Origin of the sequence: Collinsella aerofaciens, assembly GCF_039062315.1 — a bacterium.
Taxonomy (GTDB): Bacteria; Actinomycetota; Coriobacteriia; order Coriobacteriales; family Coriobacteriaceae; genus Collinsella; species Collinsella aerofaciens_BG.
This window is the reverse complement of sequence record NZ_JBCJBG010000001.1, coordinates 52,109-71,211: the sequence shown is the minus strand read 5'-3', so window position 1 is coordinate 71,211 and position 19,103 is coordinate 52,109. Positions and strand designations below refer to the sequence as shown.

Sequence of the window (19,103 nt, the reverse complement as noted above, 5' to 3'; positions counted from 1 at the left end):
TCGCGTTCAGGTCGAATTGCCCCCGATTGTGGCTGCACGGCGAATATTTACGTCTACTCTATCAGGTCGTTGTGGCGCTCGATAGCATCCGCCACCGTACCGCCCTCGTCCACAATAAGCGAACGGCGTTTAGGCGAGATAATGCGCTGAGCGGGATACACGCCGCGGTGGCCGCCGACGAGATAGCTGATAAACGCTACGATCACGAAGAAGCCGGCTGCCGTGCCGTGGAACAGGTCGATGGCCATCATGCAGGTGGTGATGGGTACGTTAAGGCCGGCGCAGAACACGCCGAGCATGCCCAGCGCCGCCAGAAAGCTGGGGTCGATTCCGACGAGGCAACCGATCCAACCGCCGAGCGCCGCACCGATGCCAAACAGGGGTGTGACCTCGCCTCCTTGGAAGCCGGCGCCCAGGGTGAGCGCCGTCACCACGAGCTTGATGACTGCGTCGGCAAGGGTCGTGTTACCGGCGAACCCGGCGCCCGAGAGCCAGGTGGCAAGGCCAGCATACTTCCAGGCGTCGAGCATCGCGTAGGCCACGAGCACCACGAGCGCGCCCACGAGTGCGCGAGCAAGGTAGTTGGTGATAAAGCGGCCGTACAGGCTCTTGACGGTACGAACCGACCAGGCAAAGAGACGTGCGGTGAGACCAAAGATGATGGCGCTGATGACTACGATGACAACCGTCCGTGGTGTCATGTTGGGAACGCCGGCGATAACATTCGCCTCGTACTCGGTTCCCAAGGCAAGCGACGTAAAGTAGCCGGTAAACGAGGCGACCAGGCAGTAGATACCTGCGGTGTAGTCGATCTTGCCGATAAAGCACATCTCCATGCCAAAGAAAGCTCCGGCAAGGGGCGAACCGAATACGGCGCCAAAGGCCGACGAGATGCCGGCGAGCATGAGGTCGTGGTGGTCATGCTTTTTGAGGTGGGCGAGGCTCGAGATGTTACTGGCGATAGTGCCGCCAATCTGCACCGCAGCCCCCTCGCGACCGGCCGATCCGCCGGTGAGGTGCGTGAGCGTGGAGCAGACGAAGGTGAGGACGGCCATGCGCATATGGATAAGGCGTGTGCCCAGGGCGGAGTCGATGACCAGGTTGTTACCTCGTTTGGCGGCAAGGCCGTGGTTTTTGTACACCCATGCGGTGGCAACGCCCACAACGGGAAGCAACGCGTAAATCCACACGTGGTGCTCGCGATAATCGGTCGCGATATTCAGTGAGGCCAAAAATGCCCAAGCGGCAACACCCATGGCGAGCGAGACAATGACGACGAGCGCGAGCAGTTTGGCGCTTGCAAACAGGTTGCGGGCGTTGCGGCGTGTGTCGGCGGCCAAGAGCTGCTCGGAGCGGGTGAGTTGACGCCTGCCGGCCATGATGACGTCGCTAAGGGAGAAAAAGCCGCCATCGTCGAGCGGCTGGGAATGATCCTGCGCTTCGTTTGCGCTTTCGGGTTTGTTGTTATGAGCCATATATTCCTCTTTTAGGTTGCAACGCAAGCATTATAAAACGCGGCAAGCGCGACGAGCCGGTGGGTTGGTTTCCATTCTGTTTCGCAGCTTGCGGCCGACAGGTGTATTTGCGGGTACAGGTCAAATCGCGGTCGCGCGTCGGGGGATTATACTGAGACAAGCATAAAGAATCGGCGCTCCTGTTGTGCGCCGTGGCATTAAGAGGTGCATATGGCAGAGAAACTCATTCCGCTGGAGGACGCGCAGTCGATTGTTCTGTCGCACGTTGCTCCGACCAATCTCGTCGAGATTCCCGTGTGGCAGGCGGCTGGTTTTCCCTTGGCCGAGGACGCGGTGGCCGATATCGACATCTCGCCGTTTGCCAACAGCGCTATGGACGGATATGCCGTGCGCTCGGCGGACTTGGCGCAGGCGTCTGGTGAGACGCCGGTGACGCTCGACGTTATCGGACACGAGGCTGCGGGCCATGTGTTTGAGGGTGCTCTTGGCCCGGGCGAGACGGTCCGCATTATGACAGGCGCGCCGGTGCCCGAGGGTGCCGACGCCGTAGTGAAATACGAGATCGTCGAGGTGCTTGACGGCGATGGCAACGAGGGCTCGCACGTTCTCTTCTCGGCGCCGGCCAAGGTGGGGGAGAACGTTCGCTCTGCCGCCGAGGAGGCCCATGCCGGCGATGTTGTGATACACGCCGGCGAGGTCGTGGCTCCGGCGGGCGCGGGGCTGCTGGCAAGCGCCGGTTACGCGAGCGTGAAGGTGCACGCTGCCCCACGTGTGGGCATCATCTCGCTGGGCACGGAATTGGTCGCACCGAGTAACGTGCCGGCGCGCGGTCAGATTCGCGACTCCAACTCGTCGGCGTTGATGGCCGAAGCACTCGATGCAGGAGCCGAGCCCGTGTTCTACGGCATTGCGCCCGATGATGAGCAGGCGATTGCCGAGCTGGTGCATCGTGCCATGCAGGAGTGCGATTTTGTCATTACGAGCGGTGGCGCCTCGGCGGGCGATTACGACTACGTGACGGCGCTGGTCCAGCGCGAGGGCGAGGTGCTGTTCGATCGCATCTCGATGCGTCCGGGCAAGGCCATCACGTTTGGCTTGCTCGGAGGTAAGCCCTACCTGGGACTTTCAGGTAATCCGGCCGCGGCGTATGTGGGCTTTGAGATGCTCGCCCGCCCCGCGATCCGCAAGATGCGCGGCTTTGCCGAGGGTACGCGTCCCGTGCAGCAGGCGATATTGACGCACGGCGTGAAGAAGCGCCAGGACCGACGCTTCTTCGATCGCGCCGCGGTTTTGCGCGACCCCGAGACCGGTGAGCTGTTGGTGACCGAGGCTAAGACGCAGAATTCGGCGCTGCTCGGCACGATGCAGCGGGCCAACTGTCTGCTGCGTATTGACGAAGGGCCGTGCGAGCTCAAGGCGGGCGACGTCGTGGATGTCGTGCGTGTCGACCTGCCTGAGGACGCCGTGTTGTAGGAGGAATGCTATGGAGTTGAAGATTTCGATCGTGACGTGCTCGGATACGCGCGACCTTGCCCAGGACGAGGCTGGAGCCGCACTCGAGGAACTTATCGAGGCGCAGGGCTGGACGGTCGCCTCACATGTGGTCGTGCGTGACGATGTCAGCGAGATTGGTGATGCCATTGTGGAAGCCGCCGATGAGTGCCACGCCAATGTCGTGCTCACCTGCGGCGGCACGGGGCTTTCGATGCGCGATGTGACGCCCGAGGCGACGCGTGCCGTCTGCGACCGCGATGTGCCGGGTATTGCAGAGGCAATCCGTGCGTACTCCATGACCAAGACGCGCCGCGCCATGCTCTCGCGCGCTATTTGCATGCAACGAGGTCATACACTTGTCGTAAACTTTCCCGGTTCTACGAAGGCCGCCCGCGAAAGCTGGGAGGCCATAGCGGACCAGCTGGAGCATGCGGCTCAGATGACAGCGGGCGGCGGACATATCAACTAAGTGGTTTACCTGCGGCGGGGCGACCTGAACGGCTGCTCCGCTTTTGTTTTCCACCGAAGCGACGCCGAGGTGCACGCTAACTCGAAACTATATTCTCTGGCGAGAACCATTTCTCACTATCATTATTCGCGCAAAAGTATAATCTGATTGCAGATTATAGCCCGCGGTGGGGTACCCGGGCACAAGGTCCGAAAGGGTTGAATATGTTCGATATGGTTTCTCGCCGCGGATTCGTCTCGCTTTCTGCTGTCGCCGCTACCAGCCTTGGTCTTGCCGGCTGCTCGGGCGGCAAGACGTCTGAGCCGGCCGGATCCGATGCCGGTTCTGCTGAGGCGTCTTCTAAGAAAGCTGTCGAGCTGCAAGTCTTTGCTGCCAACTCGCTCGAGAAGGCTTTGCCCGAGGTCCAAGAGCTCTACACCGACCAGACCGGCACCACGTTTGCCGACACGCAGTTTAAGGCGTCTGGCGACCTTGTCGAGCAGTTGCGCGCCGGTGCCGCCGTCGACGTGCTCATCACCGCTTCCAAGGGCACCATGGATGACGCTGAGACCGCCGAGCTCGTCGACGCCGACACGCGTGAGGACATGTTCGTCAACGACCTCGTGATCATTCGCGCCAAGGGCTCCGACACCAAGGTCGAGGCCATCGCCGACGTCGCGAATCTGGACGGCAAGATCGCCATTGGCGACGCCAAGACCGTTCCCGCTGGCAAGTATGCCAACCAGGCCCTGGCCTCCGTGGACCTCTACACCGGCACCGAGGGTGACGACGGCGAGTATGCTCCAGAGGTCGCCGACAAGGTCGCGCTGGCCGATAAGGTGGGCACCGCCGCCGCCTATGTCTCTACGGGCGACTGCGTGGCCGGTTTTGTCTACAGCTCCGATATCTTCCGCTACGACGGCATCGAGGAGGCCTTCGTGTGCCCGGAGGATTCGCACAAGCCCATCGTGTACCCGGGTGCCGTTGCCGAGAGCTCCGAACATGCCGACGAAGCCAAGGCGTTCATCGACTTTTGCCTGTCCAACAAGAAGGCTCAGAAGATTTGGGCTAAGTACGGCTTTGAGCTTTCCGAGTAGTGCGGCTTGGCGCGATAATTCCATCGTTTTGTGTTTCACTCCGTCCTTGTATTCGCTTGGAGCTGTTCGTGCTTAATAGATTCCGCATGCTTGTCGCCTGTGCTTTGACCTTCGCGCTTTGCTGGGTGCCGGGATTTGCGTTTGCTGGGGACGCTGAGGACGGGGCCGGGGTTGCTGCGACCGCTCATGGGCTTTCCTATGGGATCGAGGGTTTTGAGCGATTGGCCAAGGGGACCGCTCGTGCCATGGAGGGCCAGCCTGAGGGCTACCGGTTTCCTGTTGACGAGGACGTGGACCTTGTAGTGGCGCCTGCTGCCGATCGCGTTGTGGTGTGGATATCGCCCAAGGCGGTCGAGAAGTATGGATTGGATCCGCAGGACAACGAGTGCGTTTCGGGTCTCAAGGCCCTCGTCTGCGAGCTCGACAGCGCAAACTGTATGGGAGGTGCGCAGCTAGGGGACGTGGATCTTCCTTGGTATGTCACGGCGGAAACAACGTTTGATGCCGGTGGGTATACCTATGGCTTTGACGAGCGCGGTGCGGATGGGGACCGCTATGTGGTGATTTCATCGGCCTCGGGTGATGCCAAGGGCGGAGCGCGTTGGCTTGATAGCGCTCAAATGGTTGAAGCATCGTCTGTCGTGTTGCGGGATGAGCAGGGCCCCTTGACCTCTTTGGCCTCCTTTTTAGGCGACATCGACTATAGCCCGTTCTGGGTGTCCATTAAAACGAGCGGCCTTGCCCTGCTGATCTCCTTTGCGCTGGGCCTGTTCGCCGCGTGGAAGACTATGGGTACCTCGAGTCGCATCAAGGGCCTGCTCGATTCGGTCTTTACGATTCCTATGGTGCTGCCGCCCACGGTCTGCGGCTTCCTGCTCCTCATGCTGTTTGGCCGCTCGACCGGGGTCGGTCGGTGGCTTATCGCGCACGGCGTCTCGATCGTCTTTACCTGGCCCGCGGCGGTCATTTCGGCCGTCGTTGTGTCGTTTCCGCTGGTCTACCGCACGGCGCTCGGAGCCTTCGAGAGCCTCGACACGCAGATGCTCGACGCCGCGCGAACCTTGGGATGGTCCGAGCGCCGCATCTTTACCAGGCTTATGATGCCGCTCGGCTGGCCCTCGATTGCCGCCGGCACGGTGCTCGCCTTCGCGCGTGCCATGGGTGAGTTTGGCTGCACCCTTTTCTTTGCGGGCAACTACGCCGGCATTACGCAGACCATCCCCATCGCCATCTACTTTGAGTGGATGGGCGGCAACACGTCGGTGGCGCTCTTTTGGGTCGTTGTCGTAATCGCGTTCAGTTTCCTGGTCATTCTGTTCATCAATATGTACACGGCGCATTCGCAAAAGTACCGCGAGCGCGGCCTGTCCCGCGCGGAGCGCAAGCAGACCAAGCAGCTGGGTGGCCAGACCGATTCGCTCGACCCGGTCGGCGGCGATGCGCTGCGTATCGATCGCGAGGCGTTGGCCGAGCTTATGCGCGATGACACGGTCGCAAAGGGAGGTCGATAGGCCATGTCGCTCGTCTTGGATATCAAAAAGCGCTATCCCGGCTTTACCCTCGACATGCAGCTCGAGGCCGGCGAGGAGCGTGTGGCGCTGCTCGGTGCTTCGGGTTGCGGCAAGAGCTGCACACTTCGCTGCATTGCCGGTGTGGAGACGCCCGACGAGGGCAAGATCGTCGTCAACGGCGTGACCTTTTTTGACTCGGCGGCGGGCATCAACCTGTCGCCCCAGGCGCGCAAATGCGCCCTGCTGTTCCAAAACTATCAGCTGTTTCCCAACATGACGGTGACCGATAACGTGTGCGCCGGCGTAAAGGACGCGGGCGATGCCGCGGCGCGTAAAAAACTTGCCGAGCGCTACCTGGGTATCTTCGGTCTGGCCGACTTTGCCGACCGCTATCCCGCGCGACTCTCGGGCGGGCAGCAGCAACGCGTGGCGCTTGCGCGTATGGTGGCGGCGCATCCGGGCATTTTTATGTTCGACGAGCCCATGAGCGCGCTCGATGCGTATCTTAAGAGCGCGCTCGAGCAGAACATGCTCGACTTGTTCGATGTATGCAACCGCACCGTGCTCTACGTGAGCCACGACATCGACGAGGCATGCCGTCTGTGCCAGCGCATCTGCGTGATGCATAACGGGCGCGTCGAGGAGATCGGTTCTGTCGAGGACGTGGTCCGCAGCCCGCAGACGCTAGCGGCGCTGCGTCTGACGGGCTGCAAGAACACAAGCCGGGCACGCAAGATCGGTGACGAAGAAGTTGAGGCCCTCGACTGGGGCATGAGCTTTAACGTGGGTCGTGAGGTTCCCGATAATGTGGCGTACCTGGGCATTCGTGCGAGCTACTTCCATGTGGACAACCGTGCTGAGCGGGGTCGCAACAGTTACGACTTGCATGTGGCCCGCGTGAGCGATTCGCGTTTTGAGCGCTTGGTGCTGTTGGACGCGCCGCGCGCCGATGCGCCGACGCGCCTGCAGTGGAAGGTCAACAAAGTGGGCATACCTGCCGACGAGCTGCCGCAGGCAGGCGAGATGCTGCGCATGCATTTTGATGCCAGCAGGATCCATTTGGTTTGTCGATAGCGCCGGGTAATGCCGTCGGGGGATATAAGCCTCGACGGCTTTGTCTTGTCGTTCGCCGAATGAGGGATGACAAACTCTTATCAATCAAGACGACAATTTATTAAACGACGGCACACGACGTTGTCGTACGAATGTCAACGGTGTTCGCATGGTCGACGACCGTTGATATAGTTAACCTCAACTTGTAAAGGAGGGTGCGCATATGCCGCAGACGACATACATTCGCCGCGTTGCCACGCGCGCCCTGTACATGGCTCGGAGTCGCATATGAGCAGGTGTGTTCACGGCTCCGGGAGAGACGACGCACAACTAAATCATCGACCGCAAAGCAGGTTCCCTAAAATTCCGGGTTTAAGCGCGGCTGGGTTTTCGCCACCCACCGTGCAGCAATACCGTAGCTATTCATTTTTGGTTCGAGAGGGGAACCGTCATGGCTGAAGAATTTGATTTCCATCCGATGTGGGAGAGCCTCGGCATGAATCTTGCCGACCACGATATGCTGCTGGGCGCCGTGGGCCAGATGTACGGCGATATGTTCCTGACGCAGAACAATCGCCCCAAGTCCACGTCCTACCTGGACTTTGTGGCCACCAACATCCACAGCGGCCGTATTAAGGAGATGCTCGACAAGAAGGAGGCCGGCGAGGCCACCAAGATCGTCGGTTCGTTCTGCGTCTACGTGCCCGAGGAAATTGTGCTCGCCTGCGACGGTATCCCCGTGGGTCTGTGCTCGGGTGCCGATTGGGCAACCGATAAGGTCGAGGAGCACCTGCCGCGCAATACCTGCCCGCTTATCAAGAGCTTTGCCGGCTTTAAGTTGGGCGAGGTTTGCCCCTACATTGAGTCGAGTGACCTGGTGGTGGGCGAGAACACCTGCGATGGCAAGAAGAAGGCTTATGAGTTTTTTGCCACGCAAAAGAACATGTACGTCATGGATATTCCCAACGTACACGACGAGTCGACGCTCGTGACCTGGAAGGCCGAGGTCAAGAAGCTCGCCGCCAAGATTGAGGACGAGTGCGGCGTCAAGATTACGCCTGAGCGTCTGAAGGCCGCCATCCACGCCGTCAATGAGAAGCGCCGTGCCCTGCAGCGCCTCGCTGCCACGCGCGCTGCCGACCCGGCGCCCATCAGCGGTCTCGACAGCCTGCTGACCGTTCAGGCCGCCTTTATGGACGACACGCCGCGCCTGACCGGAGCCATCAACGATATGGCTGCCGAGTGCGAGCAGCGTGTCGAGGCCGGCGAGGGTGTGGCACCCAAGGGGACCAAGCGCATCCTGTACACCGGTACGCCCATGGCCGTGCCCAACTGGAAGCTGTTCAATCTCATCGAGAAGGCCGGCGGCGTCGTGGTGGGCGAGGAGTCCTGCACGGGCTCGCGCTACTACAAGGACCTGGTCGACGAGTCCGGCGAGACGGTCGACGAGATGCTCGACGCCATCGCCGAGCGCTACTTTAAGATCAACTGTGCTGTCTTTACGCCCAACGACCAGCGTATGAAGGACATTGTCCAGATGGCCAAGGACCTGCATGCCGACGGTATCGTCGACGTGGCCTTGCAGTTCTGCACGCTCTACGAGATGGAGTCGTTTGCCGTGGAGAAGGCCGCCGAGGAGGCAGGCATTCCGTTTATGCACATCACGACCGACTACGCCGGCGAAGACGCAGGCCAACTGCAAACCAGGATTGAGGCTTTCTTGGAAACCATTTAGGGCGATACGTTCCGGCGGCTTCCCCAAGCACCCGATCTTGCCGTTCAAACCGTCGCTTGCTACCAAAGTATGCGGCGCTCATCTTTCACGGCAACCTCGGGCACCTGGGAAAGCCGTTTCCTTGGTTGGCTAAAAGGTTTGTTAAGGAGTTATATGTCGGAAAATATTGAGCAGCCGTTGCCGTCCACGTTTGAGGAGTTCAACGAGCAGCGCAAGGCGGCGTTTATTCGCGTCAAGGATTATAAGCAGGCGGGTAATCGTCTGGTCGGCTTTTTGTGCAGCTATACGCCGCTCGAGATTATCGATGCCGCGGGGGCTGCGAGCGTGGCGCTGTGCGGTACGTCCGACGAGGTGATTCCCGAGGCCGAGAAGGTGCTGCCGGCAAACCTCTGCCCGCTCATCAAGTCGACCTACGGTTTTGCCTATTCGCAAAAGTGCCCGTTTACGTACTTTAGCGACATGATCATCGGCGAGACCACCTGCGACGGCAAGAAGAAGATGTACGAGCTGCTCAACGAGCTCAAGCGCACGCACATTCTGCATCTTCCGCAGGGTCGCGATCGCGCCTACGAGCGCGAGGGCTGGTACGAGGAGTGCCGTCTGCTCAAGGAGGAGCTCGAGAACTTCTACGGTATTACGATTGCTGATGACGACCTGCGCGCCGCCGTCCGTCGTCGCAATCGCCTGCGTGCTGCCCAGCTCGAGATGTTTGCGCTGCAGGCCAACCAGCCGGCGGCCATGAGCGGCGTCGACCTGATGAGCACTATGTTTGCCGGTACGTTCAGCTTTGATATCGAGGCCTATACGCAGCAGCTGGAGCAAAAGGTCGCCAATCTGCGCGAGGCCTACGAGGCCGGCGAGCGTCCGGTCGCGGCGGATGCCAAGCGCATTCTGATCACCGGTTGCCCGGTGGGCGGCGTGATCAACAAGATCGGTCGCACCATCGAGTCCAACGGCGGCGTGGTCGTGTGCATGGACGATTGCTCGGGTGAACGGACGGCGGCCATGATGATCGACCCGGAGGCTCCCGACATCTTGCGCGCTATCGCAGACCGCTACCTAGACATCAACTGCTCGGTCATGACGCCAAACGACGGCCGTATGGAAAACACGCTGGCCATGTGCGAGAAGTACCACGTCGATGGCGTGGTCGAAAACGTGCTCCAGGCGTGCCATACCTTTAACGTTGAGAGTGCGCGCATGCAGGAGGCCGTCGAGGGTGCGGGCATTCCGTACATGAAGATCGAGACCGACTACAGCAACGGAGACATGGGTCAGATCGAGACCCGCATCGCCGCCTTTATTGAGACCCTGTAGGACGAACGCGGCAAGGGGACAGCCGCTTTGCCGCATAGAAGGAGGATGTTGTGGTTGGCATTGGTATCGACATAGGCTCGACGGCCGCGAAGGCTGCGGTGGTGGAGACGGATGGCGCCATTGCGTGGACCTGCGTCATGCCGACGGGATATTCGTCGGTCGATGCGGCCGAGCGTTTGCGCGGCGAGCTTGCCGCGGCTGGCTATGACGTGGCTGCCGACGACTTGCGCGTGATCGCGACCGGATATGGTCGTGTCGCCGTGCCCTATGCGCACAAGGTCGTGACCGAGATTACCTGCCACGGCACCGGCGCCGTGCGCCTGTTTGGCGATCACGGCACGGTGATTGACGTGGGCGGCCAGGACACCAAGGTCATTCAGCTAAAAAGTGGCCGCGTGGCCAAGTTTGCCATGAACGACAAGTGCGCCGCCGGCACGGGGCGCTTTTTGGAGATCATGGCCGAGCGCCTAGGTATTTCCCAACAGCAGATGGCCGACCTGGCGCGTTCCGGCGAGCCCACCAAGATCAGCAGCATGTGCACGGTGTTTGCCGAAAGCGAGGTCATCAGCCTGATCGGTCGTGGCGAGCCGCGTGAGAACATTGCGCGCGGCGTGATCGAAAGCGTCGTGTCGCGCGTGGCGACTATGGCCGGGCAGGCGGCGGGTGCTCCGTACTACCTGACGGGAGGCCTGTGCGAGAACGCCTACGTTGTGGAGCGGCTGGCCGCGCTGCTGGGCTCGCCGGTCACCACCTCGCCCCAGGCCCGCTTTGCCGGTGCCATCGGTGCGGCGATTCGCGCGCAGGCGCTCAATTAATGCATCCGCCGTAGGCTCGCATTCATGCGTATACTGGGAGAAAATGATTGCCCGATGAGAGGAGGTATCGATGGCTGACGATCAGATTAAGCTCACGTCTATGACGGCCGCGAGCGGTTGAGCCGCTAAGTTGGCTCCCGGAGCCCTCGCCCAGGTCCTGGGCGATTTACCCAATGTGCATAACGACAACTTGCTCGTGGGGTTCGATACCTCCGACGATGCGAGCGTCTTTCGCGTAGGGGAGAACCTGGGGCTCGTGCAGTCCATCGACTTCTTCCCACCGATGGTCGACGACCCGTTCCTGTTTGGCCAGATCGCGGCGGCAAACTCGCTGTCGGACATCTACGCCATGGGCGGACGGCCGAGCCATGCCATGAACCTGCTCTGCATACCCAGCTGCCTGGGGGTGGAGGTGGCCGGTCAGATCTTGGCGGGCGGCGCCGACAAGTGCGTCGAGGTGGGTTGCTCCATCGCGGGCGGCCACACCATCAACGACGACGAGCCCAAGTACGGCCTGTCCGTGAGCGGCTTTGTCGCACTCGACCACATGCTCGCCAACAGCGGCGCACGCGCGGGCGATGTTCTGCTGCTGACCAAGGCGATCGGCTCGGGCATCATCACCACGGCCATTAAGGGTGAGCTCATCGAGCAGGACGAGGCCGCAGCCATGTTTGACTCGATGCGCACCCTCAACGAGGCACCGATTCGTCTGGCCGAGGGACTCGAGCTTCATGGCTGCACCGACATTACGGGCTTTGGCCTGATCGGGCACGCGTGCGAGATGGCCGAGGGCTCGGGCGTGCAGGTTGAACTTGCGTCGGGGGCGGTGCCGCTCTTTGACCAGGTGCTCGATATGGCGCGTCTGGGCATTATCCCCGCGGGCTCCTACCGCAACCAGGACTTCTTTGGCCCGCGTGTGGCTGCCGACGAGGACCTGGAGCCGGGTATGTTGGATGCGCTGTACGATCCGCAGACCTCGGGTGGTCTACTCATCGCGGCGCCTGCTGCCGATGTGGATGAGCTTGCGCGCCGCCTGGATGCCGAGGGACGTATCGCCGCCGTCGTCGGTCGCGTGTACGAGGCGGAGCCGGGCGGTCCTGCTGTCCACGTTGTCCGTTAACGACACGTTTATTGAGCCATGTGCCGTTCTAAAACGATTTATTCGAAAGGAAAAACTATGTCTACCAAGATTGAAGTCAATGCCATGGGCGATGCCTGCCCGCTGCCCGTCGTCAAGACGCTCAAAGCCCTGAAGCAGTTCGATGGCGAGGGCACCGTCGTGACCTCGGTCGATAACGAGACTGCCGTCAAGAACATCTCCAAGATGGCGCAGGAGAAGGGCTGCACGGCCTCGGTCGAGAAGGTTTCTGACGCCGAGTGGCACGTGACCGTGGCGACCTCTGGCGCCGTTGCCGTGGCCGATCCCGAGCAGGATGGCGCTGCCTTCTGTGACGCCAGCGCCGGCAAGGGCAAGCTCGTCATTTCCGTCTACACCGATTGCATGGGCCGTGGCGACGACGAGCTGGGCCACAAGCTCATGAAGGCCTTTATCTTTGCCGTGACGCAGCAGGAGGAGCTGCCCGCGACCATGCTGTTCTACAACGGCGGCGCCAAGCTCACCGTCGAGGGCTCGCCGGTGCTCGATGATCTGAAGGGGCTGGCGGAGCAGGGTGTCGAGATTCTCACCTGCGGTACCTGCCTCGACCACTATGGCATTAAAGACCAGCTCGCGGTGGGTGAGGTCACGAACATGTACGTGATCGTGGAGAAGATGGAGCAGGCCGTGCGCGTCGTGCGCCCGTAGCGTTTGGGCGGGATTGCCATGAGAGAAAAGCGCCCTGCGCTTGTCATCACGTTTCCAACCACGGCGGCCGCCATGGGATGCGAGACCCTATGCATCGAGCGCGGCCTTCCCGGGCGCACGATTCCCGTGCCCGGGGAGGTTGCTGCCGGCTGCGGCTTGGCGTGGAAGGCGCTGCCTGCGGATGAGGAGCTGCTGCGCGGCGAGCTTGCCGCGGCGGGCGTCCCCACCGAGGGCTTTACGGTGATCGACATGTGGGAGGTCGTGCGATGATCTACCTGGATAACGCGGCGACGACCATGCATAAGCCGCAAACGGTCATCGATGCCGTGACGCAGGCTATGTGCTCGCTCGGCAATGCCGGGCGCGGCGCCACGTCGGGTGCGCTCGATGCGGCGCGTACCATCCACGGCTGCCGCGCCAAGCTTGCGCGCTTGCTGGGCTGCCCGCGTGCTGACCATGTGTGTTTTACGCCCAACTCCACGGCGGCGCTCAACACCGTCATCAATGGCGTGGTGCACCCTGGCGACCGTGTGGTCACGACGGTGCTCGAGCACAACTCCGTGCTGCGTCCGCTCAACCGCCTGGCGACGGAACAGGGTATGACGGTTGAGCATGCGGGCTGCGATGCGAGCGGCGTGCTCGACTACGACGAGCTCGAGCGGTTGGTCACGCCCGGTACGCGTGCTGTGGTGGTGACGCACGCCTCCAATGTGACCGGCAACGCGGTCGACATTGCGCGCGTGGCGGCCATGGCCCATGTGGCCGGTGCGCTGGTGATCGTCGACGCCTCGCAGTCTGCCGGTACGGCGAAGATTGACATGGATGCCATGGGGCTCGACGTGGTGTGCTTTACCGGCCACAAAGGGCTCATGGGACCTCAAGGCACCGGCGGCCTGGCCGTGGCGGAGGGCGTTGACGTGGCTCCGTGGGCCATGGGCGGCACGGGCGTGCACAGCTTCGATGCGCTGCAGCCGCTTGAGTGGCCCACGCGCCTTGAGGCGGGCACGCTCAACGGTCACGGCATCGCCGGCCTTTCTGCCGGCCTCGACTTTATCGAGGCACAAGGCGGGGTCGAGGCGATTGCGGCGCGTGAGCGTGCGCTCGCTGATCGCTTCCTTGCCGGTGTGCGCGAGATTCCGGGTATTAAGCTCTACGGCGCCTTTGACCAGCTGACGCGCTCGGCGATCGTGTCGCTCAACGTGGGCGATATCGACTCTGCCGAGATCTCGGACGCGCTCATGCAAGGGTGGGGGATTGCGACGCGCCCCGGTGCCCATTGCGCTCCGCTCATGCACCGTGCGCTGGGGACCGAGCGCCAGGGCGTCGTCCGCTTCTCGTTTGGGTATTTCAACACGACCGAAGAAGTCGACACTGCTATCGATGCTCTGTGCGATTTAGCCTGCTAAAGCTGCTAGACCGTTTATACTTGCGGGACGGGTGTTTTTGCCCGTCCCGTTTTTGTTTCGACCCGAAAGGTGTGTCTATGGCCTCATCCGCGCCGCGCGGTCTGCGCTCCGACCATGTCGTCACCGTCGGCATCGCCCTGTTCTCGATGCTCTTTGGCGCCGGCAACCTCATTATTCCACCACTGCTGGCGCTGCAGGCAGGTTCTGCCACGCCGGTCGCCATGCTCGGTTTTCTCATCGCCGCCATCGGCCTGCCCGTCATGGGCTTTATCGCCGTGGCGCTTGCCGGAACGGCGCGCGAGCTTGCCGGCCGCGTGCACCCCAAGTTCGGTGAGTTCTTTGTCGCGGCGGTGTATCTGGCCATTGGCCCGTGCCTGGCTATTCCGCGCACAAGCTCTACGGCCTTCGAGATGCTGGTGCCGCTGCTGCCCGAGGGTGTCTCGCTCGGCACGGCTCGCCTGGTGTTTGCCGTTGGCTTCTTTGTCGTCGCGTTTGCGCTCACGCTGCGTCCGGGCGTCATCACGCGCGTGCTCGGGCGCATTACGGGCCCCGCGCTCATTGCGCTCATCGTGCTGGTCGTGGGTGCTGCCGTGATCTCGCCGTTGGGTCCCGCTGCCGCGCCGCAGACTCCCTACAATGCCGGTGCTGCCGTGCAGGGCTTTTTGACCGGCTACCAGACCATGGACCTGCTCGCGTCGCTCGCCTTTGGCATCATCATCGCCGAGACCATCCATGAGCTTGGTGTTACCGACGATAAGCGCGTGGCCTTTGAGATTTCGCGCTCCGGTGTGATTGCCGGCGTGCTCATGGCCATCATCTACTGCGGCCTGGCGCTTGCCGGCATGCAGCTCGGCACGGTTATGCCCGATGCCACCAACGGCGCCGCGATCCTTGCGCGTTCGGCCTCTATGCACTTTGGTCTTGCTGGCACGGTTGTCGTCTTTGCGATTTTTTTCCTCGCCTGCATGAACGTGTGCATCGGCCTCATCAGCTGCTGCTCGCGTTACTTCTGCGAGACGTATGTGGTCGAAGGGGGAGCGGAGGCTTCCGAGGAGGCCATGCGCCGTCCCTTTGCGATTCTCGCCTTTGTGTTCGCGGCGTTTTCGTGCGTGCTCTCCAACGTGGGCCTCGACGTGATCCTCATGTTCTCGGTGCCCATGCTCAATGCCCTGTATCCCGTTGCCATTGTGCTGGTGCTTATGGGCCTGGCTCACGGCTTTTGCGACGCGCATCCGCAGGTGTGGGTCTGGGTCGGCGGCGTTGTCGCGGTGCAGAGCGTAATCACTTCGGTCCGCGATGCGTTCTTTGCTGGCGCGTGGCTGCCGTTCGATGCGTTGCCGCTGGCAGATATCGGTGCTGCGTGGGCACCAGTCGCCGTGGTGGCGTTTGTGATCGGTCTACTTCATAGCCGGTTTGTCGCACATTCGAGGAGCTAGGGTATCGTCGCTTGCACAGGCGGGAAGTCTCCCCTATAATTTCCTTCGCTTTGGGACACGCAAGGTTTAGACCTTAGCTGCTCAACACCTTCGGGACGTGGCGCAGTTTGGTAGCGCGCCTGCTTTGGGAGCAGGATGTCGCAGGTTCAAATCCTGTCGTCCCGACCATATCTTGCGGGCGTAGTTCAATGGTAGAACCCCAGCCTTCCAAGCTGATGACGCGGGTTCGATTCCCGTCGCCCGCTCCATAAGATAGATGAATGGCTCTGGTTCCTTTTGGAATCAGAGCCATTTTCGTAAACATGCCGGGGACCCCGCATCCCCTCCTAAGTTGCGGTGAAATAGTTCCTGGATTAGGCGCAAAAGCTGTTATCCAGGAACTATTTCACCGCAACTTATTGAGGCTGAGCGGTCTGGGTCGATGATGGGTTCTGTTGTCGAGAAGATGAGGACAGCCGGTCAGGAGTCTGCGTAGGGTTTTGTGGTTGGAATACCGTAGCCGCGCATCATGGAGCCGAACGCTTTGACATCGTAGGTGTCTGAGAGCTTGAAATGAATGACGTTGTGGCCCATGGCACGCAGGTTCGCGTCGCGCACGAGGGCATCTCGATAGGTTTTTTGCCGCAGCATGTTCCGGATCATTTTGGGCATCGTCCTCAAACTTGCCTAGTCCATGCAGCTCAGCCAGCATCCAAGAGCCGTTTGGCATTTGCCAGCCGTAATCTGCCAAATAATAGCCGGCGTTTCCAGGCCGAGTGATTTCAACCTGAAGTTCGGGAGCGGCAACTCCCGCCAGAATCATTGCCGCCCGCGCTTCGGATTCTCCACCGTTATCCGATCTGCCATCCATGTGTTCAAAAACCTCAAATGCACGCGCGATGCCGTGCAGTCCACGGCAGTTCGCTTGTGCATATGAACGCAATTCTTCACGCTCGACACCGTACTCACGAGCCAGCCCGTCGACATAGCCTAGTGCATATCGAAAGGCGCTCGTTCGGGCGATGTCGACCACCGTGCGATATGGATCCGTTAACGTAAACGGGCCGAGCTGCCATACGTCGCCCGGCCGCCAGCGTCGGTATTCAACGAATTCGTACGTATCGCGCCTGGTGGAACGCGGCAGCAGCACTTGCACCTTGTCGAGAAGCGAATATGCAGAACCGATGCCATAGAGCAGTGCCGCCGTTGCTCCACAAAACACGGCATCCGGTTCAACGACCGCAATAGCGGATGCCAATTGAAAGATGCGATCTTCGACGCCGAGGTCATTCCAATACGCGGGATCAGCGTAGACATGGTTGTAGAGTCGAATAATCATCTCTTTTTGCATGAGCGCGTAGGCACAGCGTTCATCCCATTTTTTGGTAGCTACAAACAGGCGCCCGCCATGATGGGCCTCGAATAACCGGAAGAACAGCTCTACTTGCGGTTTGGAACAGCGTTTATCATGACTCATTTTCGACCCCATGGTCTCGAGGGGGAGTGAATGACACTACGCTATCCCATATTTGGTCCGTCAGACCTTGCCATGAACTGACCAAAAGCTTGACGGGGCAGGTCAGAGTCATGAGTCAGAGCCAAACATATCGGCAAATGGTTGATTTGTGCCCCTCGGCGGCACTAAAAACCACCCTTACAGAAAGTTGCGGTGAAATAGTTCCTGAAAAGCTCGAATAAGCCTAAATCCAGGAACTATTTCACCGCAACTTAGGCGGGGATGAGGTTAGTGGCGGGATTGGTGGCGGAGCTTGTCGATGGTGGAGTCGGTGCTTCGGTTGCGGGCTTCGGCTGCGGTTTGGCGCTTGTGGCGGTAATCGATCATGCCTTGGATGATGGGCTTGCCAAAGCTCACGACATCATCGTTGTAGATGGCGGTTCGGGCTGCGAGGAGGCAGTCGGTAAAGTCCATATGGGTCTTGCCAAAGAGTTTGACGGCAAGGGCGACAACGGTGGGCTCGTCGACCATGACGTCATCGAGCAGCCTTTTCATGGCCGCGGCAATCTCAACGCGGGGAACCTTATAGACGTCGCGCAGCGTGACTACGACGCGCGTGATGATTTCGGGGTAGACACGAGCGGTGCGCGTGGCGATGACCTTGGCGGCGCGCGGTGACAGGACCTCGTCGTCGTTAAGCAGGTAGCGCAGGATGACGGTCTCGTCGATGATGGTGCTACTCATGGATATCTACTTCCTCGGGACCCAAAATCGAATCGTCGCTTTCTGTAGCAAGGTATTCAATCCAGGCATTGCGCTCCTCGGAGCGGCGATTGGGGTCCCCATATGCTTTGAGCGATCCATAGGCGGCGGTGCCGTCCTTTGAGCGCACGGCGACCGGCTGAAAGGGGAGCTTGCGCATCAAAATGCTTTGCGCGACAAAAAGACGAACGGCCTCGGCAAGCGATGTGCCCATGGCGTCGTAGAGTCGCTCGGCATGCTGTTTGTCTTCCTCGCGAATGCGCACCTGCAGGATGGCTCGTTTTTGAGTCGATGACATCACTGGCCCCCTTAATGAGCGTGCAATATAGTCGGTCAAATGCGGCATGTGCCGATACTTGAGCATCTTATAACGATTACTTTATTTCACTCAAGTTGATAACCATGAACATGAATACATGCGTATTACATCCATAATGAGAGTGTGTAAAAATCTCTGAAGCGTACGCATGTAATACACTCACCTTTATAGCTACCCAAGAATAATTCCAACCTGCCAAAACCCCTGCAATACACCCGTATTGCAGGGCCTATGCTCAAGTTTGCCACCTGCAGCTGCGTATATTTAGCCTGTATATCGTTGGAGGAACTCTATCGAAGTGCCTGTTTCGCCGCATGCGCTCGATACGCCGATGCCGGACCACGGGCGGTCCGGGGCAACGTCGACAGGGTTTCTCCGGCATGGGATTCAGGAGGGAGTGAACAACATGGGCAATAAACGAGTCGTAGCCGATTCCTCGCGCTGCATTGGGTGTCAAACCTGCATGGCGGCGTGTATCGAGGCACACGACATCCCCGGCAACATCGCCGCACCTCGCCTGCGCGTGACGCGCACCTACGAGATCTCCGCACCGGTGGCTTGCCATCACTGCGAGGATGCCCCGTGCGCCAAGGCCTGCCCCACGGGCGCCTTGTTCTTTGATCCAAAGAACCATCGTATCGGCGTCAACGAGGATAACTGCATCGGCTGCAAGAGCTGCGTCATGGCCTGCCCCTTTGGCGCCGTGAGCGTGGCGACCACGCAGGTCCCCGTCTTGATGGGCGACGTGCGCGTGGGTTCGCAGACCAAGAGCTTCGTGCTCAAGTGCGACCTGTGCGTGGACCGTCCCGGCGGTCCGGCGTGTGCCGAGGCGTGCCCGACCAAGGGCCTCACCCTGGTAGACGAGGAACGCTTGGCGGAACTGACTGCCGAGCGTGCCCGCGCCACCATCGAAAACGAGGCGTAAGCGTCGGACGACAGGCCCAATGATTGTCAAATAAGTACCGAGTATTCGGTAGCAGAGAAAGGAAGGAGGGT

Annotated in this window: 18 protein-coding genes and 2 tRNA genes; 16 read left to right on the top strand and 4 right to left on the bottom strand. The window is 60.6% G+C overall.

The features are described 5' to 3' along the window. Window positions 1–53: 53 nt before the first annotated feature. A complete protein-coding gene (locus ABCP74_RS00310) occupies window positions 54–1,475 on the bottom strand; it encodes a chloride channel protein (RefSeq protein ID WP_343001237.1) in 1,422 nt (473 codons plus the stop codon). A gap of 210 nt (window positions 1,476–1,685) precedes the next feature. Here ABCP74_RS00310 and ABCP74_RS00305 point away from each other — a divergent pair, with 210 nt between their 5' ends. From ABCP74_RS00305 to ABCP74_RS00235, 15 genes are all read left to right on the top strand, one after another. Then, the gene (locus ABCP74_RS00305; RefSeq protein ID WP_343001236.1) at window positions 1,686–2,948 is read left to right on the top strand and encodes a molybdopterin molybdotransferase MoeA; all 1,263 of its coding nucleotides are present in this window, start codon (window positions 1,686–1,688) and stop codon (window positions 2,946–2,948) included. Between the two features lie 10 nt (window positions 2,949–2,958). Beyond that, on the top strand, window positions 2,959–3,438 hold the full coding sequence (locus ABCP74_RS00300; RefSeq protein ID WP_343001235.1) for a MogA/MoaB family molybdenum cofactor biosynthesis protein: 480 nt from the start codon (window positions 2,959–2,961) through the stop codon (window positions 3,436–3,438). Between the two features lie 203 nt (window positions 3,439–3,641). Then, window positions 3,642–4,514: a molybdate ABC transporter substrate-binding protein gene (modA, locus tag ABCP74_RS00295; RefSeq protein ID WP_343001234.1), complete on the top strand. Its 873-nt coding sequence runs from the start codon at window positions 3,642–3,644 to the stop codon at window positions 4,512–4,514. Between the two features lie 245 nt (window positions 4,515–4,759). Continuing rightward, complete coding sequence (gene modB, locus ABCP74_RS00290; protein ID WP_343001233.1) at window positions 4,760–6,025, top strand: molybdate ABC transporter permease subunit; 1,266 nt, start codon at window positions 4,760–4,762, stop codon at window positions 6,023–6,025. Window positions 6,026–6,028: 3 nt separating this feature from the next. Continuing rightward, the gene (locus ABCP74_RS00285; protein ID WP_343001232.1) at window positions 6,029–7,099 is read left to right on the top strand and encodes a sulfate/molybdate ABC transporter ATP-binding protein; all 1,071 of its coding nucleotides are present in this window, start codon (window positions 6,029–6,031) and stop codon (window positions 7,097–7,099) included. Window positions 7,100–7,529: 430 nt separating this feature from the next. Next, window positions 7,530–8,813 carry a double-cubane-cluster-containing anaerobic reductase gene (locus ABCP74_RS00280; protein WP_138340013.1) on the top strand — a complete coding sequence of 428 codons (1,284 nt, stop codon included), beginning with the start codon at window positions 7,530–7,532 and terminating at the stop codon, window positions 8,811–8,813. Window positions 8,814–8,966: 153 nt separating this feature from the next. Further along, window positions 8,967–10,130 carry a double-cubane-cluster-containing anaerobic reductase gene (locus ABCP74_RS00275; RefSeq protein ID WP_343001231.1) on the top strand — a complete coding sequence of 388 codons (1,164 nt, stop codon included), beginning with the start codon at window positions 8,967–8,969 and terminating at the stop codon, window positions 10,128–10,130. Window positions 10,131–10,180: 50 nt separating this feature from the next. Beyond that, a complete protein-coding gene (locus ABCP74_RS00270; protein WP_343001230.1) occupies window positions 10,181–10,945 on the top strand; it encodes an acyl-CoA dehydratase activase in 765 nt (254 codons plus the stop codon). Between the two features lie 70 nt (window positions 10,946–11,015). Then, complete coding sequence (selD, locus tag ABCP74_RS00265; RefSeq protein WP_343001229.1) at window positions 11,016–12,065, top strand: selenide, water dikinase SelD; 1,050 nt, start codon at window positions 11,016–11,018, stop codon at window positions 12,063–12,065. A gap of 57 nt (window positions 12,066–12,122) precedes the next feature. After that, the gene (yedF, locus tag ABCP74_RS00260) at window positions 12,123–12,749 is read left to right on the top strand and encodes a sulfurtransferase-like selenium metabolism protein YedF (protein WP_343001228.1); all 627 of its coding nucleotides are present in this window, start codon (window positions 12,123–12,125) and stop codon (window positions 12,747–12,749) included. Window positions 12,750–12,767: 18 nt separating this feature from the next. Beyond that, complete coding sequence (locus tag ABCP74_RS00255) at window positions 12,768–13,019, top strand: putative Se/S carrier protein (RefSeq protein ID WP_343001227.1); 252 nt, start codon at window positions 12,768–12,770, stop codon at window positions 13,017–13,019. Beyond that, window positions 13,016–14,155 (top strand): aminotransferase class V-fold PLP-dependent enzyme, encoded by a 1,140-nt coding sequence (locus ABCP74_RS00250; RefSeq protein ID WP_343001226.1) that lies wholly within the window; start codon window positions 13,016–13,018, stop codon window positions 14,153–14,155. Before ABCP74_RS00255 ends, ABCP74_RS00250 begins: the two co-directional genes overlap by 4 nt. A gap of 77 nt (window positions 14,156–14,232) precedes the next feature. Further along, complete coding sequence (gene brnQ, locus ABCP74_RS00245) at window positions 14,233–15,591, top strand: branched-chain amino acid transport system II carrier protein (protein WP_343001225.1); 1,359 nt, start codon at window positions 14,233–14,235, stop codon at window positions 15,589–15,591. A 91-nt stretch (window positions 15,592–15,682) separates the two neighbouring features. Then, window positions 15,683–15,759, top strand: a tRNA-Pro gene (locus tag ABCP74_RS00240). A 6-nt stretch (window positions 15,760–15,765) separates the two neighbouring features. Next, a tRNA-Gly gene (locus ABCP74_RS00235) sits at window positions 15,766–15,839 on the top strand. A 137-nt stretch (window positions 15,840–15,976) separates the two neighbouring features. On the opposite strand, the gene ABCP74_RS00230 is transcribed toward ABCP74_RS00235, so the two are convergent. The 3 genes from ABCP74_RS00230 to ABCP74_RS00220 form a co-directional block, all read right to left on the bottom strand. Then, window positions 15,977–17,047, bottom strand: a complete 1,071-nt coding sequence (locus ABCP74_RS00230) for a hypothetical protein (RefSeq protein WP_343001224.1) — start codon at window positions 17,045–17,047, stop codon at window positions 15,977–15,979. Window positions 17,048–17,314: 267 nt separating this feature from the next. Continuing rightward, window positions 17,315–17,770 carry a type II toxin-antitoxin system VapC family toxin gene (locus tag ABCP74_RS00225; protein ID WP_343001223.1) on the bottom strand — a complete coding sequence of 152 codons (456 nt, stop codon included), beginning with the start codon at window positions 17,768–17,770 and terminating at the stop codon, window positions 17,315–17,317. Next, entirely contained in the window at window positions 17,763–18,086 is a 324-nt protein-coding gene (locus ABCP74_RS00220; RefSeq protein ID WP_117765829.1) for a type II toxin-antitoxin system RelB/DinJ family antitoxin, read from the bottom strand. Before ABCP74_RS00220 ends, ABCP74_RS00225 begins: the two co-directional genes overlap by 8 nt. A 427-nt stretch (window positions 18,087–18,513) precedes the next feature. Between ABCP74_RS00220 and ABCP74_RS00215 the strand changes: the two genes are divergently transcribed. Continuing rightward, window positions 18,514–19,032: a 4Fe-4S dicluster domain-containing protein gene (locus ABCP74_RS00215; RefSeq protein ID WP_022095206.1), complete on the top strand. Its 519-nt coding sequence runs from the start codon at window positions 18,514–18,516 to the stop codon at window positions 19,030–19,032. Window positions 19,033–19,103: the final 71 nt, after the last annotated feature.

Excerpts from the sequence above, each read along its gene's own strand:
- ABCP74_RS00300 (WP_343001235.1), top strand. The coding sequence starts at position 2,959 with ATGGAGTTGAAGATTTCGATCGTGACGTGCTCGGATACGCGCGACCTT.
- ABCP74_RS00305 (WP_343001236.1), top strand. The coding sequence starts at position 1,686 with ATGGCAGAGAAACTCATTCCGCTGGAGGACGCGCAGTCGATTGTTCTG.
- ABCP74_RS00275 (WP_343001231.1), top strand. The coding sequence starts at position 8,967 with ATGTCGGAAAATATTGAGCAGCCGTTGCCGTCCACGTTTGAGGAGTTC.
- modB (WP_343001233.1), top strand. The coding sequence starts at position 4,760 with ATGGAGGGCCAGCCTGAGGGCTACCGGTTTCCTGTTGACGAGGACGTG.
- ABCP74_RS00280 (WP_138340013.1), top strand. The coding sequence starts at position 7,530 with ATGGCTGAAGAATTTGATTTCCATCCGATGTGGGAGAGCCTCGGCATG.
- ABCP74_RS00310 (WP_343001237.1), bottom strand. The coding sequence starts at position 1,475 with ATGGCTCATAACAACAAACCCGAAAGCGCAAACGAAGCGCAGGATCAT.
- brnQ (WP_343001225.1), top strand. The coding sequence starts at position 14,233 with ATGGCCTCATCCGCGCCGCGCGGTCTGCGCTCCGACCATGTCGTCACC.
- ABCP74_RS00250 (WP_343001226.1), top strand. The coding sequence starts at position 13,016 with ATGATCTACCTGGATAACGCGGCGACGACCATGCATAAGCCGCAAACG.
- ABCP74_RS00285 (WP_343001232.1), top strand. The coding sequence starts at position 6,029 with ATGTCGCTCGTCTTGGATATCAAAAAGCGCTATCCCGGCTTTACCCTC.
- ABCP74_RS00230 (WP_343001224.1), bottom strand. The coding sequence starts at position 17,047 with ATGAGTCATGATAAACGCTGTTCCAAACCGCAAGTAGAGCTGTTCTTC.
- ABCP74_RS00255 (WP_343001227.1), top strand. The coding sequence starts at position 12,768 with ATGAGAGAAAAGCGCCCTGCGCTTGTCATCACGTTTCCAACCACGGCG.
- ABCP74_RS00225 (WP_343001223.1), bottom strand. The coding sequence starts at position 17,770 with ATGAGTAGCACCATCATCGACGAGACCGTCATCCTGCGCTACCTGCTT.
- modA (WP_343001234.1), top strand. The coding sequence starts at position 3,642 with ATGTTCGATATGGTTTCTCGCCGCGGATTCGTCTCGCTTTCTGCTGTC.
- ABCP74_RS00220 (WP_117765829.1), bottom strand. The coding sequence starts at position 18,086 with ATGTCATCGACTCAAAAACGAGCCATCCTGCAGGTGCGCATTCGCGAG.
- ABCP74_RS00215 (WP_022095206.1), top strand. The coding sequence starts at position 18,514 with ATGGGCAATAAACGAGTCGTAGCCGATTCCTCGCGCTGCATTGGGTGT.
- yedF (WP_343001228.1), top strand. The coding sequence starts at position 12,123 with ATGTCTACCAAGATTGAAGTCAATGCCATGGGCGATGCCTGCCCGCTG.